General features: G+C 45.8%; 19 protein-coding genes. 18 read left to right on the top strand and 1 reads right to left on the bottom strand.

What is annotated here, in order from left to right; genetic code table 11:
• Positions 1-175: 175 nt before the first annotated feature.
• From N773_RS0111665 to N773_RS0111630, 8 genes are all read left to right on the top strand, one after another.
• Positions 176-781: a hypothetical protein gene (locus N773_RS0111665; RefSeq protein ID WP_024857960.1), complete on the top strand. Its 606-nt coding sequence runs from the start codon at positions 176-178 to the stop codon at positions 779-781.
• A 33-nt stretch (positions 782-814) separates the two neighbouring features.
• Positions 815-2,395, top strand: coding sequence for a xylulokinase (locus tag N773_RS0111660; protein WP_024857959.1), 1,581 nt, complete (start codon positions 815-817; stop codon positions 2,393-2,395).
• A gap of 18 nt (positions 2,396-2,413) precedes the next feature.
• Positions 2,414-2,797 carry an MmcQ/YjbR family DNA-binding protein gene (locus N773_RS0111655; protein WP_024857958.1) on the top strand — a complete coding sequence of 128 codons (384 nt, stop codon included), beginning with the start codon at positions 2,414-2,416 and terminating at the stop codon, positions 2,795-2,797.
• Positions 2,794-3,576, top strand: coding sequence for an aminoglycoside adenylyltransferase domain-containing protein (locus N773_RS0111650; protein ID WP_024857957.1), 783 nt, complete (start codon positions 2,794-2,796; stop codon positions 3,574-3,576). The genes N773_RS0111655 and N773_RS0111650 overlap by 4 nt, the downstream gene beginning before the upstream one ends.
• Positions 3,577-3,581: 5 nt before the next feature.
• The gene (locus tag N773_RS0111645) at positions 3,582-4,034 is read left to right on the top strand and encodes a GNAT family N-acetyltransferase (protein WP_024857956.1); all 453 of its coding nucleotides are present in this window, start codon (positions 3,582-3,584) and stop codon (positions 4,032-4,034) included.
• A gap of 22 nt (positions 4,035-4,056) precedes the next feature.
• Positions 4,057-4,746: an L-ribulose-5-phosphate 4-epimerase gene (araD, locus tag N773_RS0111640; protein ID WP_024857955.1), complete on the top strand. Its 690-nt coding sequence runs from the start codon at positions 4,057-4,059 to the stop codon at positions 4,744-4,746.
• A gap of 297 nt (positions 4,747-5,043) precedes the next feature.
• Complete coding sequence (locus N773_RS0111635; protein WP_024857954.1) at positions 5,044-7,089, top strand: zinc ribbon domain-containing protein; 2,046 nt, start codon at positions 5,044-5,046, stop codon at positions 7,087-7,089.
• Positions 7,090-7,309: 220 nt separating this feature from the next.
• The gene (locus N773_RS0111630; protein ID WP_043537863.1) at positions 7,310-8,848 is read left to right on the top strand and encodes an IS1182 family transposase; all 1,539 of its coding nucleotides are present in this window, start codon (positions 7,310-7,312) and stop codon (positions 8,846-8,848) included.
• 190 nt (positions 8,849-9,038) lie between these two features.
• Here the strand turns inward: N773_RS0111630 and N773_RS0111625 are convergent, their stop codons facing one another.
• Positions 9,039-9,797 (bottom strand): phosphotransferase family protein, encoded by a 759-nt coding sequence (locus N773_RS0111625; protein WP_024857952.1) that lies wholly within the window; start codon positions 9,795-9,797, stop codon positions 9,039-9,041.
• A gap of 423 nt (positions 9,798-10,220) precedes the next feature.
• Here N773_RS0111625 and N773_RS0111620 point away from each other — a divergent pair, with 423 nt between their 5' ends.
• The 10 genes from N773_RS0111620 (at position 10,221) to N773_RS0111575 (ending at position 24,700) form a co-directional block, all read left to right on the top strand.
• Entirely contained in the window at positions 10,221-11,336 is a 1,116-nt protein-coding gene (locus N773_RS0111620; RefSeq protein ID WP_024857951.1) for a transglutaminase domain-containing protein, read from the top strand.
• 179 nt (positions 11,337-11,515) lie between these two features.
• Positions 11,516-12,142 (top strand): aminoacyl-tRNA hydrolase, encoded by a 627-nt coding sequence (gene pth, locus N773_RS0111615; RefSeq protein WP_024857950.1) that lies wholly within the window; start codon positions 11,516-11,518, stop codon positions 12,140-12,142.
• A gap of 18 nt (positions 12,143-12,160) precedes the next feature.
• Positions 12,161-15,613, top strand: coding sequence for a transcription-repair coupling factor (gene mfd, locus N773_RS0111610; protein ID WP_024857949.1), 3,453 nt, complete (start codon positions 12,161-12,163; stop codon positions 15,611-15,613).
• A 55-nt stretch (positions 15,614-15,668) separates the two neighbouring features.
• Entirely contained in the window at positions 15,669-16,373 is a 705-nt protein-coding gene (locus N773_RS0111605) for an AzlC family ABC transporter permease (RefSeq protein ID WP_024857948.1), read from the top strand.
• Positions 16,370-16,669, top strand: coding sequence for an AzlD domain-containing protein (locus N773_RS0111600; protein WP_024857947.1), 300 nt, complete (start codon positions 16,370-16,372; stop codon positions 16,667-16,669). The genes N773_RS0111605 and N773_RS0111600 overlap by 4 nt, the downstream gene beginning before the upstream one ends.
• Before the next feature lie 38 nt (positions 16,670-16,707).
• Positions 16,708-19,482, top strand: a complete 2,775-nt coding sequence (locus N773_RS0111595; RefSeq protein WP_024857946.1) for a hypothetical protein — start codon at positions 16,708-16,710, stop codon at positions 19,480-19,482.
• Positions 19,483-20,276: 794 nt separating this feature from the next.
• Positions 20,277-20,708 (top strand): division/cell wall cluster transcriptional repressor MraZ, encoded by a 432-nt coding sequence (gene mraZ, locus N773_RS0111590; RefSeq protein ID WP_051454281.1) that lies wholly within the window; start codon positions 20,277-20,279, stop codon positions 20,706-20,708.
• The gene (gene rsmH, locus N773_RS0111585; RefSeq protein WP_024857944.1) at positions 20,709-21,644 is read left to right on the top strand and encodes a 16S rRNA (cytosine(1402)-N(4))-methyltransferase RsmH; all 936 of its coding nucleotides are present in this window, start codon (positions 20,709-20,711) and stop codon (positions 21,642-21,644) included.
• Between the two features lie 92 nt (positions 21,645-21,736).
• Complete coding sequence (locus N773_RS0111580; protein ID WP_024857943.1) at positions 21,737-22,240, top strand: septum formation initiator family protein; 504 nt, start codon at positions 21,737-21,739, stop codon at positions 22,238-22,240.
• 126 nt (positions 22,241-22,366) lie between these two features.
• A complete protein-coding gene (locus N773_RS0111575) occupies positions 22,367-24,700 on the top strand; it encodes a penicillin-binding transpeptidase domain-containing protein (protein ID WP_024857942.1) in 2,334 nt (777 codons plus the stop codon).
• Positions 24,701-24,711: the final 11 nt, after the last annotated feature.

Raw genomic sequence — 24,711 nt, 5'->3', positions numbered from 1 at the left:
ATATGATAAAACGCCAGACAGCGGACAGTCACCGAGAGTGTGATCGTCCGCTGTTTTTACTATCGTAAGAAATACCACAATTTATGAAAAATAATCAACAATCATATGACTTGTAATCAACAATTTGATGTGGTATAATAAGTTGTAAGTACAATTTGGAGAAGGTGAGAATGGTATGGAAGATCTGCACGAAGACTGGGTTACTATGCCTGATGAGGAATTGGCAGACATATACCGCAAAAGGCTGAGAGAGCAAAAGCGGTTGGCACGTATGACGTTTATACCTCTTCTGCCTGCGCTGGTGATATATGGATTTATCGGCTGGACAAGCTTTCTGACATATGAAGCTTCGGGTTTTGTCAAGGGCGCTATGAGCTTTACTGTGGGCAGGGCATTTTACTATATCGGCTTTGCGGTCAGCGGCGCGATGATAAGCACTGTGAGCATCAGGCGGCGTTGGCTCATATTTTTACCGACGGCATTGATGGTCCCTTTCGTGATCTTTCTGTTTAATGAATTATCGGCGGAGATATTGCTGATGTTGGCATATCTGCTGTTTGTGTATTTCAGACTGGGTGTGGTGCTTTCGGACCTTGATCTGCTGAGAAGTCTTCCGAGGTTCCCCTTTGATAAGCACAGTGCTGACCGCGACCTGCGGATAATGAATTCAAAGGACGCGGAAAGATACATTGATCTGGCATCGGGAAAAGCCGTAGCTACGGGATATGAAAGCATATTCACCGATAAAGCCGAACTTCCGAAAAAACAGGACATTAATTGAAACGTAAAAATCATATCATAAAGGAGAATAGACATGACAACTAAAGACATCATTGAGCAGGGCAAGGCATATCTGGGCATTGAATTCGGCTCGACACGTATAAAAGCCTGCCTGGTGGACGAAAACCTTGTTCCCGTAGCAGGAGGTTCACACAGCTGGGAGAACAGACTGGAAAACGGCGTGTGGACATATTCAAGAGAGGACATTATCAACGGTTTACAGGATTGCTATGCAGACCTCAGAAAAGATGTTGCAGACAAATTCGGTGTTGAACTGACAACTTTCAAAGGTATGGGTATATCTGCCATGATGCACGGATATCTTGCCTTTGATAAGAATGATGAACTGCTTGTGCCTTTCAGAACATGGAGAAACACCATCACAGGCGAAGCTGCAGCAGAACTCACCGAGCTTTTCGGCTTCAATATTCCCGAAAGATGGAGTATTGCTCACCTGTATCAGGCTATACTGAACGGCGAGGAACACGTTAAGGATATCGCAAGCTTCAATACCCTTGCAGGATATGTACACTTCCTGCTGACAGGCGAAAGAGAACTGGGCATTGGTGATGCTTCGGGTATGTTCCCTGTAAGGGACGGCAATTATGATGCTGATATGCTGGCTAAATTCCGCGGACTTGAAAAGGTAAAGGCTTTCGGCTGGGATATTGCTGATATCCTGCCTGCTGTACATTCTGCGGCTGAGGGAAGCACAGCTAAACTTACCGAATCGGGCGCAAAGCTACTTGACCCCTCGGGAAATCTTAAAGCAGGTGTGCCTTTCTGTCCTCCCGAGGGTGATGCAGGTACAGGCATGGCGGCAACAAATGCAGTTCGTGAGGGCACAGGAAATGTTTCGGCAGGTACTTCGATATTCTCGATGATAGTGCTTGAAAAGCCCATGAAAGGTCATTATCCTCAGATAGATGTCGTTACCACTCCCGACGGCGCAGATGTTGCTATGGTTCACTGCAACAACTGCTGCGGCGAACTGGACAAGTGGGTGAATATGTTCATAGAGTTCTCTAAGCTGACAGGCAATCCCGTTGATGTATCGACGGCTTATGAACTGCTGTATAAGAACGCTCTGAATGGTGCACCCGACTGCGGAGGCGTGGTTTCATATAATACTATATCGGGCGAGCCTGTTGTAGGTCTTGCAAACGGCAAGCCTGCATACTTCCGTCAGCCCGACAGTGCTATGTCACTGGCAGATTTCTTCCGCGCTGAACTCTACGGTGCTATGGCGGCACTGAAAGCGGGCAATGATATCCTCTTTGAAAAAGAGGGCGTTCAGCCTAAGAGCATAACAGGTCACGGCGGACTTTTCAAGGTTAAGGGCGTGGCTCAGCAAATGCTTGCTGACGCACTTAACAGCGATGTGAGCGTAATGTCTACCGCAGGCGAGGGCGGCGCATGGGGCATGGCTCTGCTGGCGGCCTTCGGTATCGAAAAGCAGGGCGAAACTCTGGCAGACTGGCTTGAAAAGCGTGCTTTCGCAGGCATGCAGAAGTCCACACTTTCGCCCGATGCCGCAGGTAATGCAGGCTGGAAGAAATATATGGAAAACTACTCCGCAGGTCTGGCAGGCGCCGAGGCTTTCGGAGAGATATAAAAGCTAGCTTGGAACAAAATGATAAGCAGAAGAGAAACAGTTATCGCACATATAAAAAGTGAATACAGCGTATCTCCCGAATACCTCTTTGAGGGGGATTTCGACACCGCTGTTTTCCGTCATAACGATACGAAGAAATGGTTTGGCATAATAATGAAAGTCAAATGCAGTACACTTGGTATCGAAGGCGAGGGTACTGTCGATGTTATGAATGTCAAGTGTGACCCTCTGTTGGTCGATATACTGGTACAGCGGGAGAGCTTTCTGCGGGCGTACCACATGAACAAACGGCTGTGGGTGAGCATACTCATCGACAGCGAGATAGAGAAAGGCGAGATATTCGAGCTTATCGAGCAGAGCTTTCAGCTGACGGATAAAAAGCAGAAAAGGAAAAAACAATGAGCGAATACCCATACAGTGACCTGACGGAAGATTTTGTCATGGAAAGCAGCAAAATATTGGGCGATGAACTTGTGGGGATATATCTTCACGGTTCGGCGGTAATGGGGTGCTTCAACCCCGAAAAGAGCGATATCGACCTTATCGTTGTCGTCAGGGATTCAGTTGCCGACGACAGAAAAAGGCGATTAATGAAAATGATAGTCGCTTTGAACGAAAAAGCCCCGGCAAAGGGCATTGAGATGAGCATAGTCAAAGCAGGTGTGTGCAGACCTTTCGTCTATCCGACACCCTTTGAACTGCATTTTTCTTCGGGTACTCTGGGGTGGTATAATTCCGACGCCGAAGGCTATATCCGTAACATGAGAGGCGAAGACAAAGACCTTGCAGCTCATTTTACGATAATCACCCACCGCGGCAGGACTCTTTACGGCAAGCCTATTGAGGAAGTTTTCGGCGAAGTGGACGGGGCGCATTATCTTGACAGTATATGGTGCGATATCAAAAATGCCGCGGAGGACATATCCGATGACACCATGTACATCGTACTGAACCTGACAAGGGTGCTGGCTTATTGCTGTGATGGTCTGATTCTCTCAAAGAAAGAGGGCGGCGAATGGGGATTGAAAAATATCCCCGAAAAATACCACGGGCTGATAAGCACAGCGCTGAATGAATATTTATCTGACAAAGCGGGTGAGTATGACAGCTCTCTTGAAAAAGAATATGCGGAGTATATGCTCAGTGAAATAAGCACGTATATCCCGGCAGAAGAAAGGTGAACGACATGGAGATAACCTATAGAAAACTCGAAGAAAAAGACCTTGATACTTTTATAACCATGCGTATAACACAGCTCCGGGAGGAGGGCGCAAAGGAGGATATCGACCTGCGCCCGAACCTTGCGGACTATTACAAAAGGCATATGGCTGACGGAACCTTCGTTTCGTGGCTGGCGCTGGACGGTGACAGGATAATCGGTACCAGCGGAATGTCCATAGTTGAGAAACCGCCCTATTTCAGCTGCCCGTCGGGTAAACTGGGACTGCTTTCAAGTATGTTCACAGACCCATCGTACAGAAGAAACGGCATAGCGAAAAAGTTACTGTCGCTGGTAGTCGATGAAGCAAGAAAAGCAGGATGCGGAGCGGTGCACATTACTGCGTCGGATATGGGTGTGCTTTTGTATACCGATTTCGGGTTCAAAAAGAACGGTAATTTTATGTGCTATAATTTTTAGTAGTATAACAGGAGGTAAGATCATGTTAGAAGAACTCAAACAGAAAGTACTGGAAGCTAATCTGCTTCTGCCCAAGTACGGACTTGTAAAATTCACCTGGGGAAATGTTTCCGAGATAGACCATGAGAGCGGGCTTGTAGTTATAAAGCCCTCGGGTGTTGAATATGATGGAATGAAAGCAGAAGATATGGTTGTAGTTGACCTTGACGGCAATGTTGTTGAGGGACATTACAAGCCATCGAGTGACACACCTACACATCTGGGACTTTACAAGGCATTTGCTGAGGTAGGCGGAATAGTACATACCCACAGCAAATGGGCAGCAAGCTTTGCCCAGGCAGGCAAGGGCGTTATCCCCTACGGCACAACACAGGGGGATTATTTCTACGGTGAGATACCCTGCACCCGCAAGATGACTCCCGAGGAAATAGCAGGGGAGTACGAAAAAGAAACAGGAACGGTCATCATCGAGCGTTTCAAGGGCATCGACCCTATGAGCATTCCCGCAGTGCTTGTACACAGCCACGGACCTTTCACATGGGGCAAGGACGCATTTGATGCGGTACACAATTCTGTTGTACTTGAAGAAGCTGCATTCATGAATTTCCATACAGTTATGCTGAACCCGGGTATCGCGCCGATACAGCAGGAACTGCTTGATAAGCACTATCTGCGTAAACACGGCAAGAACGCATACTACGGACAGGGCTGATCTGATTCATAATTATTATCAGGGGCGTGAACATCGGTTGGTTCACGCTCATATTTTTGAAGGTCAGGTGTATCGGAAAGATAAAGACAATTCTCACAAATACAGATGGAAAATTTTTACGAATAGTATAATTTACTCAAAGATAATATTAATAGGGGCGGGGATTTGTGATAAGTCGAAAATTGTCGTGGTCAGTCTTGACAAAATCTTATTAATGATTTATACTTATCATGTACATTTATGTTCAAATATTTACATTTGTAACATGTATATCATGAAGAGCAGGAGGATAAAGTTATGAAATTTTGTGCTAAATGCGGCGCACAGATGGAAGACGGAATGAAGTTCTGCGGTTCTTGCGGAGCAGTAGTTTCTGATGATGCCGCAACACAGCAGCCACAGTATGGTCAGACACAGCCATACAACAATTATCAGCAGGCAGCAGCCGCTGCACCCAAACAGCCTAACCAGACTGTACAGAAGATAGTGGCAAAGGTTAAGAAAAACCCCTTGATCGCCATTATACCCTTAGCTGCACTGGTGGCAGTTATCGTGCTGATAATCGTCATTGCAAACGTGACAAAGTATCAGAAGATCGATGCAAAGGAACTGTTCAGATTTAAATATGAGGGTCTGAACGAACATGGTACCGTAGTAGGTGAACTCAATGCATATCCTAAAGAATTATATAAAATTAATGATGTAACTATTTCGACGAGCAAGGATATGAAGCATCTCAACAGTGATTTAACTCTGTTGGAAGATTATGATGAAGAAGATCTCAAGGAATTAACAGGCGGCGAGAAGGTATCGCCTTATCTTTCGATCGATCCTAATGAACTGAAAAAGGTATGGACAAAAGCTAAAAAACCTGCAGAACTGGTTTCCATGAGAAGCGCTCTGCTTCAGACTAATTCCAAGGGCAATTACACTATCAAAGCCAAGTTCGATAAAGAGAAGGATCTGAAAAACGGTGACAAGATAAAGGTAACTGTTGATTATGATGAGAAGGCTCTGAAAGATGCTAAGATCAAGCTCACAAACACTGAGTTTGAGATCGAGGTAAAGAACCTTGAAGACGGTACTGAGCTGGATCCTTTCGATGAGAAGTACATCAAGGTCGAGTTCACAGGTATCGACGGCGAGGGCAGAATGAATGTTACCGATACAGCCGAGGCTGATGATTTAGGTATATATTACAAGTACGATCGTTACAGCGGTCTGAAGAACGGCGAGAAGGTAAAGATCACCTGCGAGCTTTATCCCAGCTGGACTGAGAAATCAGGCGATGCTATTGTATATGAGGTTGACGGCAAGTACTATGTCATCAAGAATGAGGCGGCTCTTACCAAGGAATTCGAGGTAACAGGTCTTACCGAGCTTAAGGAGATCGATCCGTTCGAGAACATCAATTTTGAATTCGAGAGAGGCACACCTTTCCTGAGAGTTAAAGGCGTTGACAATGAAAAAATGGATAAGATCGTTGTTGACAATGTAAGATTCGATATCGAGGACGCTAACAGCCTGAAATCCGGTGATAAGTTCAAGGTAAAGGCATACAGCTACAGCTTGAAGGAAGAGGGCTACAAGCTCAAGGGTGAAGATGAAAACGGTTATGCTGTAAAAGAATTCACCGTTGACGATACTATGCCTGCATACGTTACAGCTGACAACGGTTCTGCTGCATACGGCAGTGCTGATTTCAAGGATCTTATCGCCGACAAGGAGAGCGAGATCAAGACCAAGCTCCAGGGAACGACATCCGGCTGGCTGTGGGATTCCGAAAACGTTGAATACGAGGGCGAGGTCGAGAAAATAGACAGCCTGACACTGAAGGACGTATATGTTGCTTTCACTGACAAGAACAATTACAGCAATGTAAGCGATTATGTAAACAGAGTATATGGTGTATACGATGTTAAGGTTAAGACTGACGATGAGGAAAAGAAATCTGCTTCGTTCATTGCACTGGTATACATGGACAATGTAATTTGCTGTGATGGCAAGTATTATCAGAGCAACAACTGGGATTCCTGTAAGATCTACTTCTATGGCGCTATGTCTGACTTCAACAAGGAAGTCGTAGGCAAGGAAGGTTACACCTGCACCAAGTGCGGCGGTTCTGCTGAAGTAAAGGATAAGCCTGACGATTCCAAGCCCGAGGAGACCACTACCACAACTACTGCAAAGCCTGAAAAGGACGACAGCAGTAAGAAGGACAAGGCTGACGACTCCAAGGCTGAGGAAAAGAAGGACGACAAGAAAGACGATAATAAGGACAAGGAAAAGGAAACTGAGAAGGCAGACGAAGAAAAGCCTGCTGACGAGGAAAAGGCTTCCTGATCTGAATAATTACAGCCCCTTGGTGCTTATGGCACTGAGGGGCTTTTTTGTTCTGTGCGGACTGCGGTGGCATATTTATGCACAAAGAAAGGGGCTGTTGCAGCCCCAACAAAGAAAAAGACGCCTGACACACCAAAAAGGTAGTGCCAGGCGTCTCATTTTGTGGTATAATGTAATTGCAAATATAACATCAAACCAACGAAAGGATTGTACCACAAAAATGAGAAATTGTCAAGTGCGTCTTAACATGAATTATGAGATCTACATCGAAGAAAGCTCACCTGTCAGAGTACTGAGCAATGTTATAGATGAGATCTATCAAAAAGAAGAATACACGATAGTAAGCAAGTGGAATGGCGCCATACCCGAGGATATCATGATGAAGATACTCATCTACGGCTACATGAACGACTCTTTTTCAAGCCGTAAGATTGAACAGCTCTGCAAAAGGGATATCCATTTCATGTGGCTTCTCGATGGCTTTGGAGCTCCGGATCACAGCACTATCTCAAGATTTCGACAGAAAATGGGAGAACAGATCGAGCGTGTGTTTTACGCTGTTGTAAAGTATCTTTTGAATATGAAAGAGATAAGCGGTGAGAACCTGTTCATTGATGGCACCAAGATCGAAGCTAATGCAAACAGATATACATTCGTCTGGAAAAAGGCGGTCTCAAAAAACGAGCAGAAACTTCGTACCAAACTGCCTGAGATACTTGATGAGATAAATTATGCTTATGGTGTGAGATTCCCCGAAAATACGCCAGTTTCGGATATGATCGGTACACTTTCTTCACTTATGATAAAATTTGGTATTGAACGAGTTTACGGAAAAGGACATCATAAATCATCATATCAGAAAGCACTTGAAAAGCTGGAAGGATATCGCGATAAAATGGCACAGTATGACTATTACAACAGCCTTTTTGACGGAAGGAACAGCTTTTCAAAGACAGATACCGATGCAACATTCATGCACATGAAGGAAGACCATATGAGAAATGGTCAGCTGAAACCCGGATACAACATACAGGCAGCGGTGGAAGGCGAGTATATTGTAGGTGTAGACATTTCAAGCGAACGGAGCGATGTAAATACGCTGATCCCGTTTCTTGAAAAGCTTAACAGCCTTGAGTTGTTTGTATTGAAAAACATCATCTGCGATGCAGGATATGAGAGCGAGGAGAACTATCTTTATCTCAGATCACATAACATGACCTCATACATAAAACCCGTAAATTATGAGCAGAGCAAAAAGCGGAACTATCGTACAAAATACGGCAGACCCGAGAATATGGAATACCACGAACTCGGCGATATATTCGTATGCAGGGCAGGAAGGATACTGTGGCGTATCGGTACAAAGCATGAGAAAACGAAGACCGGATTCGTTTCGGAGAAAGCAATGTACAGATGTGAAAGCTGCGAAGGTTGTCCCTACAAACAGAACTGTACAAAAGCAAAAGGAAACAAGACGCTGTCTATATCGCATAAGTTCAAAGAACTGAGAACAGAAAGCCTGGAAAATATAACGACCGAATTCGGAAAACAGCTCAGAATGAACCGAAGCATACAGGCTGAAGGCGTATTCGGAGTACTGAAACAGGATCATGGCTTCAGAAGATTCCTGTGCAGGGGCAAAAATAACATCAGAACTGAGTTCCTTTTGCTGGGACTTGCATACAACATAAAGAAGCTTTTTGCTAAGATCTCAGAAAACCGACTTGGAATTTCTCTTTTTGAACTGAAATCAGCATAAAACCAGCAGAACATTACACCACCGAGTCCTCTTTTTTGAAGAGGGCTTGGGGGTGTGCGCACTGAAACAGCTTATTTCACCAGTAAATATGTTTTTTTACTCTGATGTTCGGATATGGTTAGAGGGTGCTGCGATTGCAACACCCCCATAAATTTTGGTACTGCTTTGTTTATAGTGATGTTTGCTGCTATCAGGAATAATCAACAACATCTATCCAGCGCATGAGAAGATCCTTTTCTTCTTCTCTGCCCTTGATAAGCTGTGCAGCAGCTACTATCGGAAGCCATGCCTGTACATACTGCTTCGATGTACCGCTCTTCAGACAATATTTATCAAGGTATGCATCTGCCACATCAGGATTGTTCAGGCAGAACAGCAGATAAGTTCTAGCTACATCAGCGGAAGCATTGCCCTGTCTTGCTGCCGACCAGTTGATAACATAGGTGCCCTCATCGTTGATGATGACATTCTTGGGAGCAAAATTGCCGTGGCAAAGCTTTATGTGCTTGGGCATAGAATCCAGTCTTGTGAGAAGCTCGTACTTCTTGATCTCGTCGATAGCGGCCAGTGACTTGATCTGACGTGCCATCTTGTCTTTCAGTTTCGACAGCAGAGGCATATACTGAGCGTGTATCTCTGTCTGGATATCGATGAACTGGTTGAGGTAGGTATCCATCTTATCGGGATTTTCGTCCATAAGCTGCTGAAGGGTCTTGCCCTTGATGAAGTCGAAGGAAATAGCCCACTTGCCGTCTATCACAGATACCTCATGGAGTATGGGGGTCTTGATGAAGGAGTTTACCATTGTGGTCTCACATCTGGCGTGAGTAAGTGCCGCATAAAGGCATTTCTCCTTATATTCGGGCTTGTTGTAAATATTTATGGACTTTCCGTCACATTCGTAGATGTCATAGATGTCGCCGTGAGCGATGAAATTTTTCAGTTCCATAGAAACTCTCCTTTTCAAAAAATATCGCCGTACTGTTTATGGTATCGGTGGGTACGTAAACAATTAGCTGTCTTTGTACTGTTTATATTATACTACGATTTGATTAGAATTTCAAGAGGTTTTCGTTATTATCACAAACATTTAGAAATTGTTAATAAATATAGTGATGTATGTTCATAAAGCAACGCCTTATATGGCGAGTTTCTATAAAAGGGCTTATGCGGCGTTGTGTATATTATCCATATAGTTATAGATATACTCCATGTACAAAAATAAAAGGCTTGTTTGTGAACAGATGTGTCAGATAAAAAACAAGTCCGCAAGATAGGTTTTGATTATCGCAAAAAGTTGTAATTTACGGCGTTGACAAATCTACGTCGGCATGATACAATATAATGACGATACCTTTAAGGGGGCAGCTAAATGAAGAAGTCACTAATCCCGATGATCGCGGCGGCAATTATGCTCAGCGGGTGCGGGTTAAGCGATATAAAAGAAGTTATCAGTGCGAAAGTAGACGAAAAGATAGAAGAGCATTCCATCGAAAAAGGCTCGTATACTCAGGAACAGGTCAATGAAAAGATCTATAAAGAACTGGCTGAATGCAAGCGAAAGATCGTATTTGACGGAGTTGTAAGCACTGAGATGGTGCAGAATGCGGTTTACGGCGCGAGGTATGACCGCCCCGACATATTCTGGACAGGTGGTTTCACAGTGAGTACGGATTACTCCACAACTACTCTTGAATGTGACAGCGTTAACGACCTTGATGAAAAGACTCTGGCTGAAATGAAAGCGGATATGGACGAAGCTCTTGATAAGGTCGTAAAGGAAGCAAGCGGCGGTGCTACGGATTTCGACAAGCTGTTGTTGCTTCATGACAAGCTTATCGAAATGTGTAATTATGATTACAAGGCGGCAAAAGCAACAGATTCGGAAGACATAGGATTTGCGGGGTCTTCATACGGCTGTCTTGTTGAGCATAATGCTGTATGCGAGGGCTATGCCCAGGCATTTTCTCTGGCGGCGCAGAAGATGGGCTTTGAATGTGGCATGGTATGCGGCATGGCAAGAAACGAGAAACACGCGTGGAACTATGTCAAGATAGACGGTGAATACTACTGGTTAGATGTGACCTGGGACGAGAATGCGACGGAGAACAACGAATTGGGTTTTGTGCCTATGCACAAGTATTTCCTGCTTGATGACAGCCGTTTCATGAAAAACAGGACGGTCGAGAGCGATGTGCCTTTTGTGCCTGAGTGCAGTTCGATGGACGAAAATTACTATGTAAAGAACGGGCTGTACCTTGAAAGCTACAGTTTCGATGAGATAAATTCGCTGATGAACGAGCACTGCGATGAGGGCGGGCTTGATATAATGTTTGCGGACAGGGAAAGCTATGACGAAGCCGTTGAAGACCTTATGAAAAACGGCAGTATCTGGAATACAGATGTAATGAAGAGCAACGTTGACAAGAAACCGGGCTATTTCCCGGATGAAGACAAGTTAGGCATACTGACGATAAGCATTGAATAAGCGTAAAACAGCGGTGATCCCGCTATTGACAAATTCGTCCGCGATATGATATAATAAACACAATGAGCGATCCAATACCCCGACTTCGAGAAAGTCGGGGATTTTGTGCTTGCATGGTTTAAAATGGGCGATGCTGCAAAAGCAGATCATATAAAGGTAAAAATGACAGGAGTAAGAATATGGATATTTTTGAAAAGCTGAAACAGCTATCCGCACAGCGCGGTGAAACAGGTACTAAACCCGAGTATATCATCGTTGGATTGGGAAATCCCGGGATACAGTATGAGGGCACGAGACACAATGCGGGCTTCATAACGATAGAAGCTTTGGAGAAAAAACTGGGATTCTCATGTGACAGGCATAAGTTCAAGGCTAAGGTGGGCAATACCGTCATAGGCGGCAAAAGCTGTCTTGTGATGAAGCCCGAGACTTTTATGAACCTCAGCGGCGATGCTGTGTCTGAGGCTATGGACTTCTACAAGATACCACTCGAAAATGTCATAGTGATATTCGATGATATCTCCCTTGATGTGGGTCAGATGAGGATAAGAAGAAAAGGTTCGGCGGGGGGACATAACGGCATCAAGAGCATCATCGCACAATGCGACGGTGAAAACTTCCCGAGGATAAAGCTTGGGGTAGGCAAAAAGCCTAATCCCGCATATGACCTTGCTAAATGGGTGCTATCAAAATTCAGCGAAGAGGACAGAAAAAAACTGGACGGTGCCGCTGAAAATGCTTGCAATGCGCTGGAACTTATGGTGCAGGGTAAGATAGATGAAGCTATGAACAAATTCAATGCGTAGTTTTTAGGGTATGATGTGATGAATATATTTTTTGAAACGGCGAGCCGTCTTGAACATTACAAGGATATCAAGAACTGCCTGCTGAAAGGCTATACTCCTGCCGCGGTGACAGGCGTTTCGGGTGTACACAAAGCTATGCTTACGGCAGCGCTGTCCTCACTGGGCAAGTGCTTGCTGATATGCGCCGACGAAGCCGATGCCACCAAAATGACGGCTGATATCAACGAGATGGCAGGTGAGCAGATAGCCTGCGTTTATCCTGCAAAGGATATGAACTTTGCTTACATGGAGGGCATATCCCGCGAGTACGAACATAGGCGTATAGCGGCACTTTCGGATATAGTATCGGGCAATTGCAGGATAATGGCGGCGGGTATGGAAGCCTGTCTGCAAGGTACGATACCTCCTGCCGCGTTAAAGGAGAATACTTTCGTTATTGAGAACGGCAGTGAGCTTGATGCAGAAGAACTTTCGCGGAAACTTCTTGCTGCGGGCTACACTAAGACCGATCAGGTCGAGGGTGCAGCGCAGTTTGCTGTGAGAGGTTCGATAATAGATATCTTCCCTGTACAGGATAAACAGCCTGTGCGTATCGAGCTTTGGGGCGATGAAGTGGATATGATGGCGTATTTCGACGTTGAATCCCAAAGACGCTCCGAGCCGCTGGATAAGGTGACTGTCGCACCCGCTCTGGAGATAATCTTTCCTGACAGCGCCGAACAGGTAAGACGTATGGAAGAACTGGCAAAGTCTGCCAGAGGAAAGCTGACCGACAAGATAAGAGAGCATATCCAAAAGGATATCGACCTCATTGAGAGCGGTATAATGCTCACCGATCTTGATAAATACTACTCCCTTGCGTACAGCGAAACGGCTACTGTTTTCGACTACTTCGGCGGGGGCTTTTGTGCTGTCTCGGAATACAACAACTGTATTGAAAAGGGCAAGGCGGCGTTGGCACAACTGTCAGAAGATCTGAAGATACTCTACACCGAGGGCATACTCTTCAAGCGGCTGGAGGGCTTCTGCCTTGATATGGGTCAGGCGGAGAGCAGGATAGTCAACATGAAGACGATCTTTATGGATACATTCATGCGCTCGCTGAACAGTGTAAAGCTGAAAAAGCTGATAAACACCGACTGTCGTCAGACCTCTGCGTGGGGCGGAAGCATGGTGGCTTTGCAGGAAGAATTGCAGACCCTCTGCGATAACGGCTACTGCACGGTGGTGCTGGCAGGTTCGGAGAAGACCGTGCCTATCATCGTAAAAGATCTGAAAGATTCAGGTATAAATGCGGAACAGATGGGTGAAAGCTTCGATATAAAGCCGGGAAAAGTCTATGTTCGCACGGGAAGTCTTTCGGCGGGATATGATTACCCATCTATCGGATGTGCACTGATAACCCAGATGAAAGCCCTGTCTTCAAAGCGCAAAAAGCCCAAGCACAAGGCGGGCGAGGAGATAAAAGCGCTTTCGGATATACATTCGGGTGATCTTGTGGTACATTCGATGTACGGCATAGGCAAATTCATGGGCATAAAGAACATCGAAACAGGCGGAGTCAAAAAGGATTACATCACTATCAGCTATGCGGGCACAGACGTGCTTTATGTGCCTGTTACTCAGCTTGACCTTGTATCGAGGTATGTGGGTCCCGGCGATGACGGCAATATCAAGCTGAACAAACTGAATTCCACCGAATGGACACGTACAAGGAACAAAGTTCGTGCCGCTGTAAAGGATATGGCTGAGGAACTCACAAAGCTGTACGCACAGCGTCAGATGGCAAAGGGCTATTCATTTGAGCCTGATGACGACTGGCAGAGGGATTTTGAGGAAAGATTTGACTATCAGGAAACAGATGACCAGCTGAGGGCGATAAACGAGATAAAGGGCGATATGGAAAAGCATACCCCCATGGACAGACTTCTCTGCGGCGATGTTGGTTTCGGCAAGACCGAAGTTGCACTGAGGGCGGCGTTCAAGTGCGTTGTCAACGGAAAACAGTGTGCGATACTGGCACCTACCACGGTGCTTGCATGGCAGCATTATCAGACGGCGATAAAGCGTTTTGAGCATTTCGCGGTGAAAGTCGAACTGCTGTCAAGATTCCGCAAACCCAAGGAACAGGCGGCTATCGTTCGTGAACTTAAAAGAGGTACTGTTGACCTTATAATAGGTACTCACAGACTGGTATCAAAGGACGTTGAGTTCAAGGACTTAGGTCTTGCGATAATAGACGAGGAACAGCGTTTCGGTGTGGCGCACAAGGAGAAATTCAAGGAAAATCACCCCGGGGTGGATATACTGACCCTTTCGGCGACACCTATACCCCGTACCCTGAACATGGCGCTCAGCGGCATAAGGGATATGTCCGTCATAGAAGAACCGCCTATGGACAGACATCCTATACAGACCTACGTTATCGAACATAATGACGGTGTGATACTGCAGGCTATAAGTAAGGAATTAAGGCGCGGCGGACAGGTCTACTATATACACAACAGGATAGATACCATACTTCGCACTGTTGACCGTCTGCAAAATAGTATCCCCGATGCGAGAATAGGCTATGCCCACGGACAGATGGATGAAAAAGAACTCTCCGAGATATGGCGGCAGGTGGTCGAACACGAGATAGATATACTTGTATGCACAACGCTTATCGAAACGGGTATAGACGTACCCAATGTGAATACGCTGATAATCGAGGACGCTGACAGGCTGGGACTTTCACAGCTTCACCAGTTGAGAGGCCGCGTGGGACGTTCAAACAGGCGAGCGTTTGCTTACTTTACATTCAGACGCGGGAAAGTGCTCAATGAGACCGCAAGCAAGAGATTGCAGGCTATAAGGGAGTTCACCCAGTTCGGTTCAGGTTTCCACATAGCTATGAGAGATCTTGAGATACGCGGCGCCGGAAGTATACTTTCGGCAAAGCAGCACGGTCATATGGAGGCTGTTGGATACGATATGTACCTGCGACTTCTCAACGAAGCTATAGCCGAGCAGAAAGGCGAGGAGATACCGCATTCGCCCGAGGACTGCCTTGTGGATATCGCCATAAATGCGTATATCCCCGATGGCTATATCGAGAATGCGGCGCAGAGAGTTGACGCATACCGCAAGATAGCGTCGATCGCGACGGAAGAAGATTCCCGCGATGTACTTGATGAACTGATTGACCGTTACGGCGACCCGCCGAAGTCGGTGCTTGGTCTGGTGCAGATAGCGCTGTTGAGAAACAGGGCTTCAAGACTGGGCATAAAGGAAATAAAGCAGATGGGTCCGAAGATGCAGTTCTATATCACGACCTTAGAACCAAGGCAGATAGCGGCACTAGCAGGCAAATACAAGAGCCGTGTGCGTTTCGTGGACGAGTTAAAACCGTATTTCGCGGTGACAGCGGGCAAGCAGCAGAAATCCGCGGAACTTATGCAGGAAGTCATAGAGACTATAAACCTGCGCTGAATACAACATCATCGTAGTTTAGGCGGGGGAGACCCGTTAAGATAGGAGAATAGATTTGAAAAAAGATTTTGTAAGGGGTATGTCTCACGGTGTGCCGATAATGCTGGGATATCTGTCGGTATCCTTCGGATTCGGCATAGCGGCGGTCGGTAAGGGATTGAGCGCACTTTGCGCTTCGCTGATATCACTGACCAATGTTACAAGTGCGGGACAGGCAGCAGGTATCGATATCATCGCGGCAGGGGGAACTCTGCTGGAGATGGTTCTGGTGCAGATAACCATAAATATGAGATATTCGCTGATGGCACTTTCGCTTTCGCAGAAGCTCGATAAGAAATTCACAACGCCCCACAGGCTTGCGGCAAGCTACGGCATAACTGATGAGATATTTGCTGTTTGTGCTGCACAGAATACTCCGCTTACACCCGCGTATATGTACGGTATGATATTCGTGGCTGTATTGGGCTGGGTAAGCGGCACGGCTATGGGTGCAGCTGCGGGTCAGCTTCTTCCTGCCGCCGTATCCAGTGCCATGGGACTGGTACTTTATGGTATGTTCATAGCGATAGTGGTACCTCCTTGTAAAAAAGAAATGGGCGTGCTGGCAGTTTCGCTGACAGCTGTGGTGATAAGTCTGCTGTTCAAGTACGTGTTCACTGCGGTATCGGGCGGATTTGCGATGATAATATGTGCGATAGTTGCTTCGCTTTTGGGTGCGTGGCTTTTCCCTGTAAAGGATACACAGGAGGGAAAAGAATGAGTATTGTGATATATGTAGCGGTGATGGCGGCAGTTACCTACCTTATACGCATGGTTCCCTTTACATTTTTCAGGAGGAAGATAACTTCAAGATTCTGGCTGAGTTTTCTGCATTACATACCCTATGCGGTGCTGAGTGCAATGACATTTCCTGCGATAATCTACAGCACGGGAAGCACCGTCACTGCGGTGGCAGGAACAGTAGTGGCGCTTGCAATGGCATATTTTGAACTTCCGCTGATAGCGGTGGCACTGGGCGCTTCTGCGGCGGCTTTCATTGCGGGGCTTATCATTTAAAAAAAGAAACAACGAGTTGAGGACAAAAGGAGAAGACTTTGTATAGCAACGATAAAAGATCATTATTTGAGAAACAATATCTCAGGCTGTATAAAAAACTTTATTACTGCGCACTTGCAGTGCTTTGCAGAGAATCAGAAGCCGCAGATGCAGTCCGTGAGAGCGTGCTTGCTATGTATGCGGTATACAGCGGGGAATGTACTGCGAGGGAATTCGATGTAAGGATATTTTCGGCGTTGATTAAGACTACCGAAAAACTTCACAGAAACAAGAGCTTTTCGCGGGATGTTGAAGTCGTGAAAGATGATGTGCCGCAGGTGCTGGCTGAGATCAAAAAGATATCTCCAAAAGAAAGACTTTGCCTTGCTCTGAATGGCATAGCTGGGCTTTCGGCGGCAGATATCGCTGATATAACCGAGATGAAGTCCACTGAAGTAAGGGCGAATATCTCTGACGGAAGGGAAAGGCTGAAAAACATCGGTATGAAAGGGCTGGGACGCGGCGTGCTGATAAAGGGTCAGGAAGATATGTTCCCGATACCCGAAAAACTTCGCCCCGAGAATATCGGTGAGATGCTGGATAACGGCAGTATGGCGATAACAGCAGCTGCGATGGAGGCGGCAAACAAAAATCCTGAAATTGTCAGAAAGCAGAGCAAAATCCCTAAGATAGCTGCCGCAGCCGCTGCGGTCGTTGTTGTTGCGGGCGTTGGCTTTATGCTTCGCGACTGGAAAACTCCCGAAAAAACAAAGAAAGCAGAAAAGGTGATCGCACAGGAAGAGAAAAAAGACGATCTCGGTTTTGTGGGGCTGAGAAGAGGTTCGTATAAGTCGCTGCATACGTTCCTGATTGAAAGTGATGTGCAAAGCTGGAAATATCTGGGCGAAAATGTGCTTCTGCGATATATCAATGACAGAGACAATGAAGAGACAAATTTATCGTACATTATGGGTGCGTATTTCAGGGAAAACTGTATTTACGAGGGTGGCGGAGAAATAACTCTGCTGACGAGCAGAGATCATTCAAAAAAAGAGATAAGCCATCCGGAGAGATTTTTGCAGGAAAATGACAAAGTGTTCGATGCAGGTTCGACAAGCATAAAAAGCTGTAAGCTTGATAAGGGCAAGGCAGAATTTTCCGAGCATGATATGATGAGTGAAACGTTTATCAGGAAAGATCTTGCGGAAAATCAGGCGGATAAAGAAAAAGGCACGGGATATGGACCATATGTCTTCGGGATGATGCTGAACGGCGATGAACTGATAGCTTTATACGATTTCTATAAGCCTGAAATGATAGGTGATAAAAAGATAAATCAGGAATACTGTGGGTTCTGTGTTTTTGACAAGAACAGTGAGGAACTTCTTTACGAGTATGAACAGCCCGGGATAATGGAAGACCTTATCATTGGCGATAATGGCAGGATAACTGTTATAAGTCGGTATTCTTCCGGCCGAAGCGCTGCGGAAGCTGAAAAATATATTTCGGGCGAGCCTGCATTTCTTCCGGAAACATATGAAAACGGCGAAGCTTCGCTTATAGACGAGGACGATATCTATATCTCTGCAAAGGCTGAAATGCCTGTGCTTAAGATAATGAGCAGTATTGATACTGCAGGAGAGATGAAATGTACCGACAAATTGGCGTTGACTGTCTCGTCTTCAAAAATAATCGAAAAGGGAAGCGATATATGGATCGCTTCGCGGTGTGGCGTAAGTGATGAAAGCGCTATGCAGATGATGAAAATAGATACTTCGGCGGGGCTGGAAATAAAAGCTTTCGGGGACATTCCTTCCGATGCTGTGTTTGCTTTCGACGATTATATCTCTTCTTTTTCTGCTGTGAACGGTGTGCTGTATATCTCAAGCGGTGAACGCGCAATAGCTTTTGATGAGGAACTGAACTGTCTGGGACAATATAAGCGCACGGTATATCTCGATAAACCCGAGGTGGGCGATGAAGAATGGCCCGGCAATTTCAGTGGTTCTGTTCTTGATGGTTCGACTGTGTATTTTGCGGAATATATGTCAGGCGAGGACGACAGCAGGGAAGCTGTGGTGCTGGAATCTGCCGATCTGAGTGATATCAACTCTCCGAAAGTGACGAGCTACAAGGAGGATACGCTTTCCGCACCTGTAGTGACAGATGGCGCATACGGTGAAGAATGGTTCGCTGATGACGATGTATGTCTTATTATTTCGGATCACTATGATGACGATGTTGCCAGTTTGCTGTTAAAGCTTGTTAGCCTTCGTCCTGAAGACGTTGTTGAAGGTAAAGCCAGCCGACCTGTATTTAAAACGGCATGGACTGAGGACGGATTCGCAAGAGGTTACACCGAATATGATACCGACAATGCGATACCAATACGCAGACCCGGGGTGCTGTCGCAGATTGAAGATCTGAAATGTGAACCTAATGGTATATTGTACTGCCCGATAAATGGAAAATACTGCTGTTTGCCGCTTGAAACGGAGTTCGATCATGATGCCTATGAGATATCCATGAATGAATATTACCAGTATCTTATCGATGGTGAGGACGATAAAGTTGCCGAGGATTACGATGAGGACGGCAATACGGTCTATTATTATTACAACAGTAAAACCGCAAAACAGAACTATATCCTGATAGAAATCGATGGTGAAGAACTGAAAGTCGTAGGCAAGACGTCTTTCGAGCCCAAGGATATCGATGATATTTATCATTATCCTTACCTGGATGTGACAGGATTTGTGGTGTACGATGACTATCTGTATATTTTTAGTTCCCGGTCATTAGTTGAAAGTTTTCCTCTCAAGGATATCAAATAGTAAATATTATTTATATGAAAGCACGTTTGCAAAGGTCTGGGATCGTTGCAAACGTGCTTGTATTTTTATGGGAAGTGCCTTAAACGTTTGCGGATAATGATCCGTACAAAGGCTTTGTGCACAATGACGAAAAGAATGTTGAAAACCTTGGGGGTAATTGGGAATATGAGATTGTTTGCGGGCGGTTCGTCACACATTGGGTGCTTTTTTACGAAAATTTTAGACTAAGCTGATATTGTAATAATTAATTTGGTTAACAAAATATACTGTAACCGATTTTTAGTTTTTGGTAAAAAATGTATTTTTTGCTCGTGGGCTCATTCACACATTAAATCGATAAAGTGACAAAAGTTCTGTATTTTGTGTGAACTTTTAAGAAAACTTATTGACGAGTACCAGTTATTGTGGTACAATAGGGCTATAGGAACAGCTTTTACAGCAGTTCTTGCGGCGGACGATGTAATTATTTTGTAATTATATGTATGTTCGCTAACTAAATATCCGAAATATTTATGCGTCAAACACCCAGATATAGTAGTCGAACAGAGTTAACAAAAACTTTACAAATTACAAAAGAATTACAAACCCCTCTCCAAAGGTTACAAAATGCGACATTTGGTAACAAAGGCACTGTGCCGAGTACAATAAATTTCCCTGTTTCTTCAAGAATTCGGGAAAAATACCAATTGCAATTTTTTTCATTATGCTGTATAATGTTCATAGTGGTAAAAAGTGCGATTTGGTGTCAAAGTTTTACCGGATCGTGGCAGATATGTCCGTGAGGGGGTGAGCGCTTGGCTTTAAAGACCTTGATGGGTACTTATAATCAGAGCATGGATGTCAAGGGACGCATGAGCTTTCCTGCGAAGTTCCGTGAGATCATCGGCGAGTGCTTCATCGTTACGAGAGGTATCGACCACTGTCTGCTGGTATTCTCTCCCGAGGATTTTGACAGGCTGAATGAAAAATTCCGTGAGATGCCCCTGGCGTCGGGACGGGATATCATAAGGTTCTTCACGGGCAGCGCCATTGAAGCCGAAGCGGACAAGCAGGGCAGGATACTGGTGCCTCAGCCGCTGAGAGATTGGGCGGGACTTGAAAAGGAAGTCATCGTGATGGGACTTACCGACCGCTGTGAGATATGGGATAAATGCAGATGGGAGGAACGCAGTGCGAAGCTCGATGATGAAGCACTGCTGGCAGCTCTTGAAGGAGTTGGGATATAGATGGAATTCAAGCACGTCTCTGTTTTGCTCAATGAATGCATCGAGGGACTTGATATAAAGCCTGAGGGCATATATTGCGACGGTACTGCGGGCGGCGCGGGACATTCACGTGAGATAGCCAAAAGGCTGACCACGGGAAGGCTCATCGCAGTTGACAGAGATCCCGAGGCGGTGGCTGTTGCGACTGAAAGACTGTCGGGATTGCCAGCAACGGTAGTTCACGGGAATTATTCCGAACTGGACGAGATATTTGAAAGACTCGGTCTTGAAGGTGCTGACGGCATACTGATGGATCTTGGCGTATCTTCCTATCAGCTGGATAATGCAGAGAGAGGTTTTTCCTATCATGCAGATGCTCCGCTGGATATGAGGATGAGCAGTGAAGGACTTTCGGCACGCGATGTTGTAAACGGTTACGATGAACGGACACTTGCCAGGATAATATTCGAGTATGGTGAGGAGAAATTCTCGCGGAACATCGCAAAGAAGATAGTTCAGGCAAGGGAAGAAAAACCGATAGAGACCACGCTTGAGCTTGCCGAGATCATCAAATCGGCTGTGCCGCAGAAGGTAAGACGCGAGAAAAATCCCTGTAAAAAGACTTTTCAGGCGATACGAATAGAAGTCAATGCGGAGCTCGAACATCTAAGCACTGCGCTGGATAAAGCTTTCGACCTGCTGAACGTTGGCGGAAGACTTTGCATAATCACTTTCCATTCACTGGAAGACAGGCTAGTCAAACAGAGATTCAAGAGCTTTTGTCAGGGCTGTATATGTCCGCCTGATTTCCCCGTGTGCGTGTGCGGAAGAACTCCGAGAGGAAAGCTCATAACTAAGAAACCCATAGAACCGACAGATACAGAGAACGAAGAAAACAAGCGCGCTCACAGCGCGAAACTCAGAATAATAGAGAAGATTAAAAATGACCCGCAGTGACGGGAAAAGATAAAGAGAGACAGACAAAAAAGAGGAAGCTTGTGTAAAAATTTTCTGTGCGCTTTTGGGGCGCGTATAGAGGTGTATCATAAATGACAAAATATAACGATCACAGCAATCTGGCTCATGAACTTGAACTGCCTTACGTGGATGATCCCGAGCACGGCAGAACGGCTGTGCATGAAGAAAAGAAAAGGTCCAAGGCTATCCCTGCTGCTCCTGCTATGAGCATCGGAGCGAAGCTGGCGTGGGCTATACTTATAATCATAGCCGTTTCTCTGATGGGAAGCCTTATCTACGGTAAGGTGGAGATATCCAGACTTTACAATGAAAGGGCAGGTCTGGAAAAGCAGCTGGATCAGCTGCAGAACGAGAATGTAAGTATGCAGTCTGAGATAGCTGAGAGAATGAATATGACCAAGGTCGAGGAATATGCAAGAAACGAACTGGGTCTGCAAAAGCTTGATAAATCTCAGATAGAGTATATAGAGATCGAAACACCTTCAGTGGCTGAAGTTAAGGGCGGCGATAAGGAAGACGTTCTCGCACGTTTCAAACGCTGGATCGATCGCGCTTCGGAATATCTGGGGCACTAAATCATATATTATATAAGAAAGTTAAGCACAGATAGTTGTACTTAGCTTTCTTGTTCTATTTTCAAATAGGTTTTATCTGCCCTGTGAGAGGGCATAAAACGCATTTATCGGGACGGAGGTTAAGTGATGACCGATAAACCAAGTTTAAAAATGAAAACAAGGCTCACCATATGGCTGTGCCTGCCTGTGCTGCTTTTGCTGATATACATGATATGGGGCATATGGAAGGTATCCATAAAGGAAGGCGCGAAGTGGAAGGAACTGGCTAATTCACAGCAGCTGAAATCCACAGTGGTACCTGCTTCGAGAGGTTCAATGTACGATGCGAAAGGCAATGTTCTTGCCCAGAGCGCTACGGTTTACAGGATATATGTTGACCCCATAATGCTTAAACAGCAGTGCGATGCAAGGGATAAACGTATCGAGGAACTGAAAGCCGCGATAAAGGACGAGGACAATGCTGAGAAGGTCCTCAAGTACAAGGAAGAACTTGATAATGCAAAGACAAGCACCGAGACATTCGATGAGCTTGTGGAGTTTCTGGCACTTAAGCTGAAAATGGACACAGGCGATGTACGGAGCAAGCTTGGAGATATCACTAGCCAGTACATTATACTGGGTGAGGGCATCGAGAAGACTCTTCGTGATGAGATAGAAGCAAAGCTCACTGAGCTGAAAATAGACGGCGTAAGAGGAGAAGAACAGACAAAGCGTGTTTATCCGCAGGAATCACTGGCTGCCCATGTGCTGGGTTATACGGATTTCGAGGATAATGGTATATACGGTCTTGAAGCTTATTACGATGACTATCTCAAAGGCGTTGACGGCAGAGTAGTTACCGCAAAAGATAAGGACGGAAACGATATTCCTTATCGTTACAAGCAGAGCTACGATGTTCAGAACGGCAACGACCTCAATCTGAACATAGATATCAATATCCAGTATATGCTGGAAAAGGGTCTGCAGAAGGCTTATGAAGAGAATCAGCCTACCGACAGAGTCTGCGGTATAATCATGAATCCCAAGACAGGTCAGGTTTATGCCGAGGCTACGGCGTTCAGTTATGATCCTAACGAGCCCTCGCTGATATCTGATAAGCAGGTAGCCGCAAAGCTGGCGGGTATGAAGAATTCTCCCGAATATGAGACTGAAAGACAGAATGCCTGGAGTTTGCAGTGGAAGGACAAATGCGTTTCGGAACTGTATTTCCCCGGTTCTGTATTCAAGATAATCACAGGTGCATCGGCACTTGAAGAAAAAGCGATCTCGCTGGACGAGACATTCAACTGCAACAATCACATAACCGTTGAAGACAGAGATATCTCCTGCTGGACAACAGGCGACCACGGTTCGCAGAATCTTGCGGCGGCTATGGCAAACTCCTGTAACCCTGCATTTGTGCAGATAGGTCTTAAACTTGGCGCTGATAACTTTGTAAAGTATTTCGACGGATTCGGATATAACGAGCTTACCGGCATCGACCTGCCGGGCGAAGTTAATTCCTACAATATACATCAGCTCAGCTGGCTGGGTCCCGTTGAACTGGCTACATCTGCTTTCGGTCAGACCAACAAGGTCACTCCGATACAGATGATAACAGCAGTATCAGCGGCGGTAAACGGCGGATATGTTGTTACGCCGAGAGTTGTCAGCAGCATTACCGACCAGAACGGAAACGTTGTAAAGAGAAACGACAGGGAAGTCAAGAGACAGATAATCTCGGAAGAGACTTCTGCTTCCATGAGAGATATACTCAAGGGCGTTGTTGAGACAAACAAGAGTTCAAACTGCTACATACCCGGTTACAGCATAGGAGGTAAGTCGGGTACATCGCAGAAGCTGGACGAAAATGCAAAGGGCGATACCTACGTTGGCTCCTACTGCGCATTCGCTCCTGCGGAGGATCCCGAGATAATCATGCTGGTGCTGGTGGATCACCCAACAGGCGAGCAGTTCTACGGAAGTATGGTGGCTGCGCCTATCTGTCAGGAAGTGCTCAGCGAGGTGCTCCCTTACATGGGTATGTTCCCGAACTACACCGAAGAGGAACTGGAAAACGTATCCATAAATGTTCCGAACGTTCAGTACTATACCGTTGAAGAGGCTACAAAGACACTTGAAGAACTTGGATTTGTAGTTAAGATAAAGGGCGAAGGCGATACAGTCCTCAGACAGATGCCTGCAAGCGTAAAGATCGAGCATGGCGGTTCTGTTGTGCTGTATACCGATCAGAGAACAGAGATCGAGAAGGTCATTGTGCCCAGCATACAGGGTCTTACAAGAAGTCAGGCTAAGGCAACTCTGGAGACCTACGGTCTGAACCTGATAGCAGAGGGCTCTGCAGCGGCTGAAGAAGTAAGCTATGCGCTTGGCGACCAGACCTACGAACCCGGTACCAGCGTACCTCTCGGTACAGCTGTAACGGTAACATTCGCAACTATGGAAGTAGCTTCGCAGTAAGGGTGAATGTA

It is taken from the genome of Ruminococcus albus AD2013 (assembly GCF_000526775.1).
Lineage (GTDB): Bacteria > Bacillota > Clostridia > Oscillospirales > Ruminococcaceae > Hominimerdicola > Hominimerdicola alba_A.
This window is presented reverse-complemented; position numbering and strand designations above follow the sequence as displayed.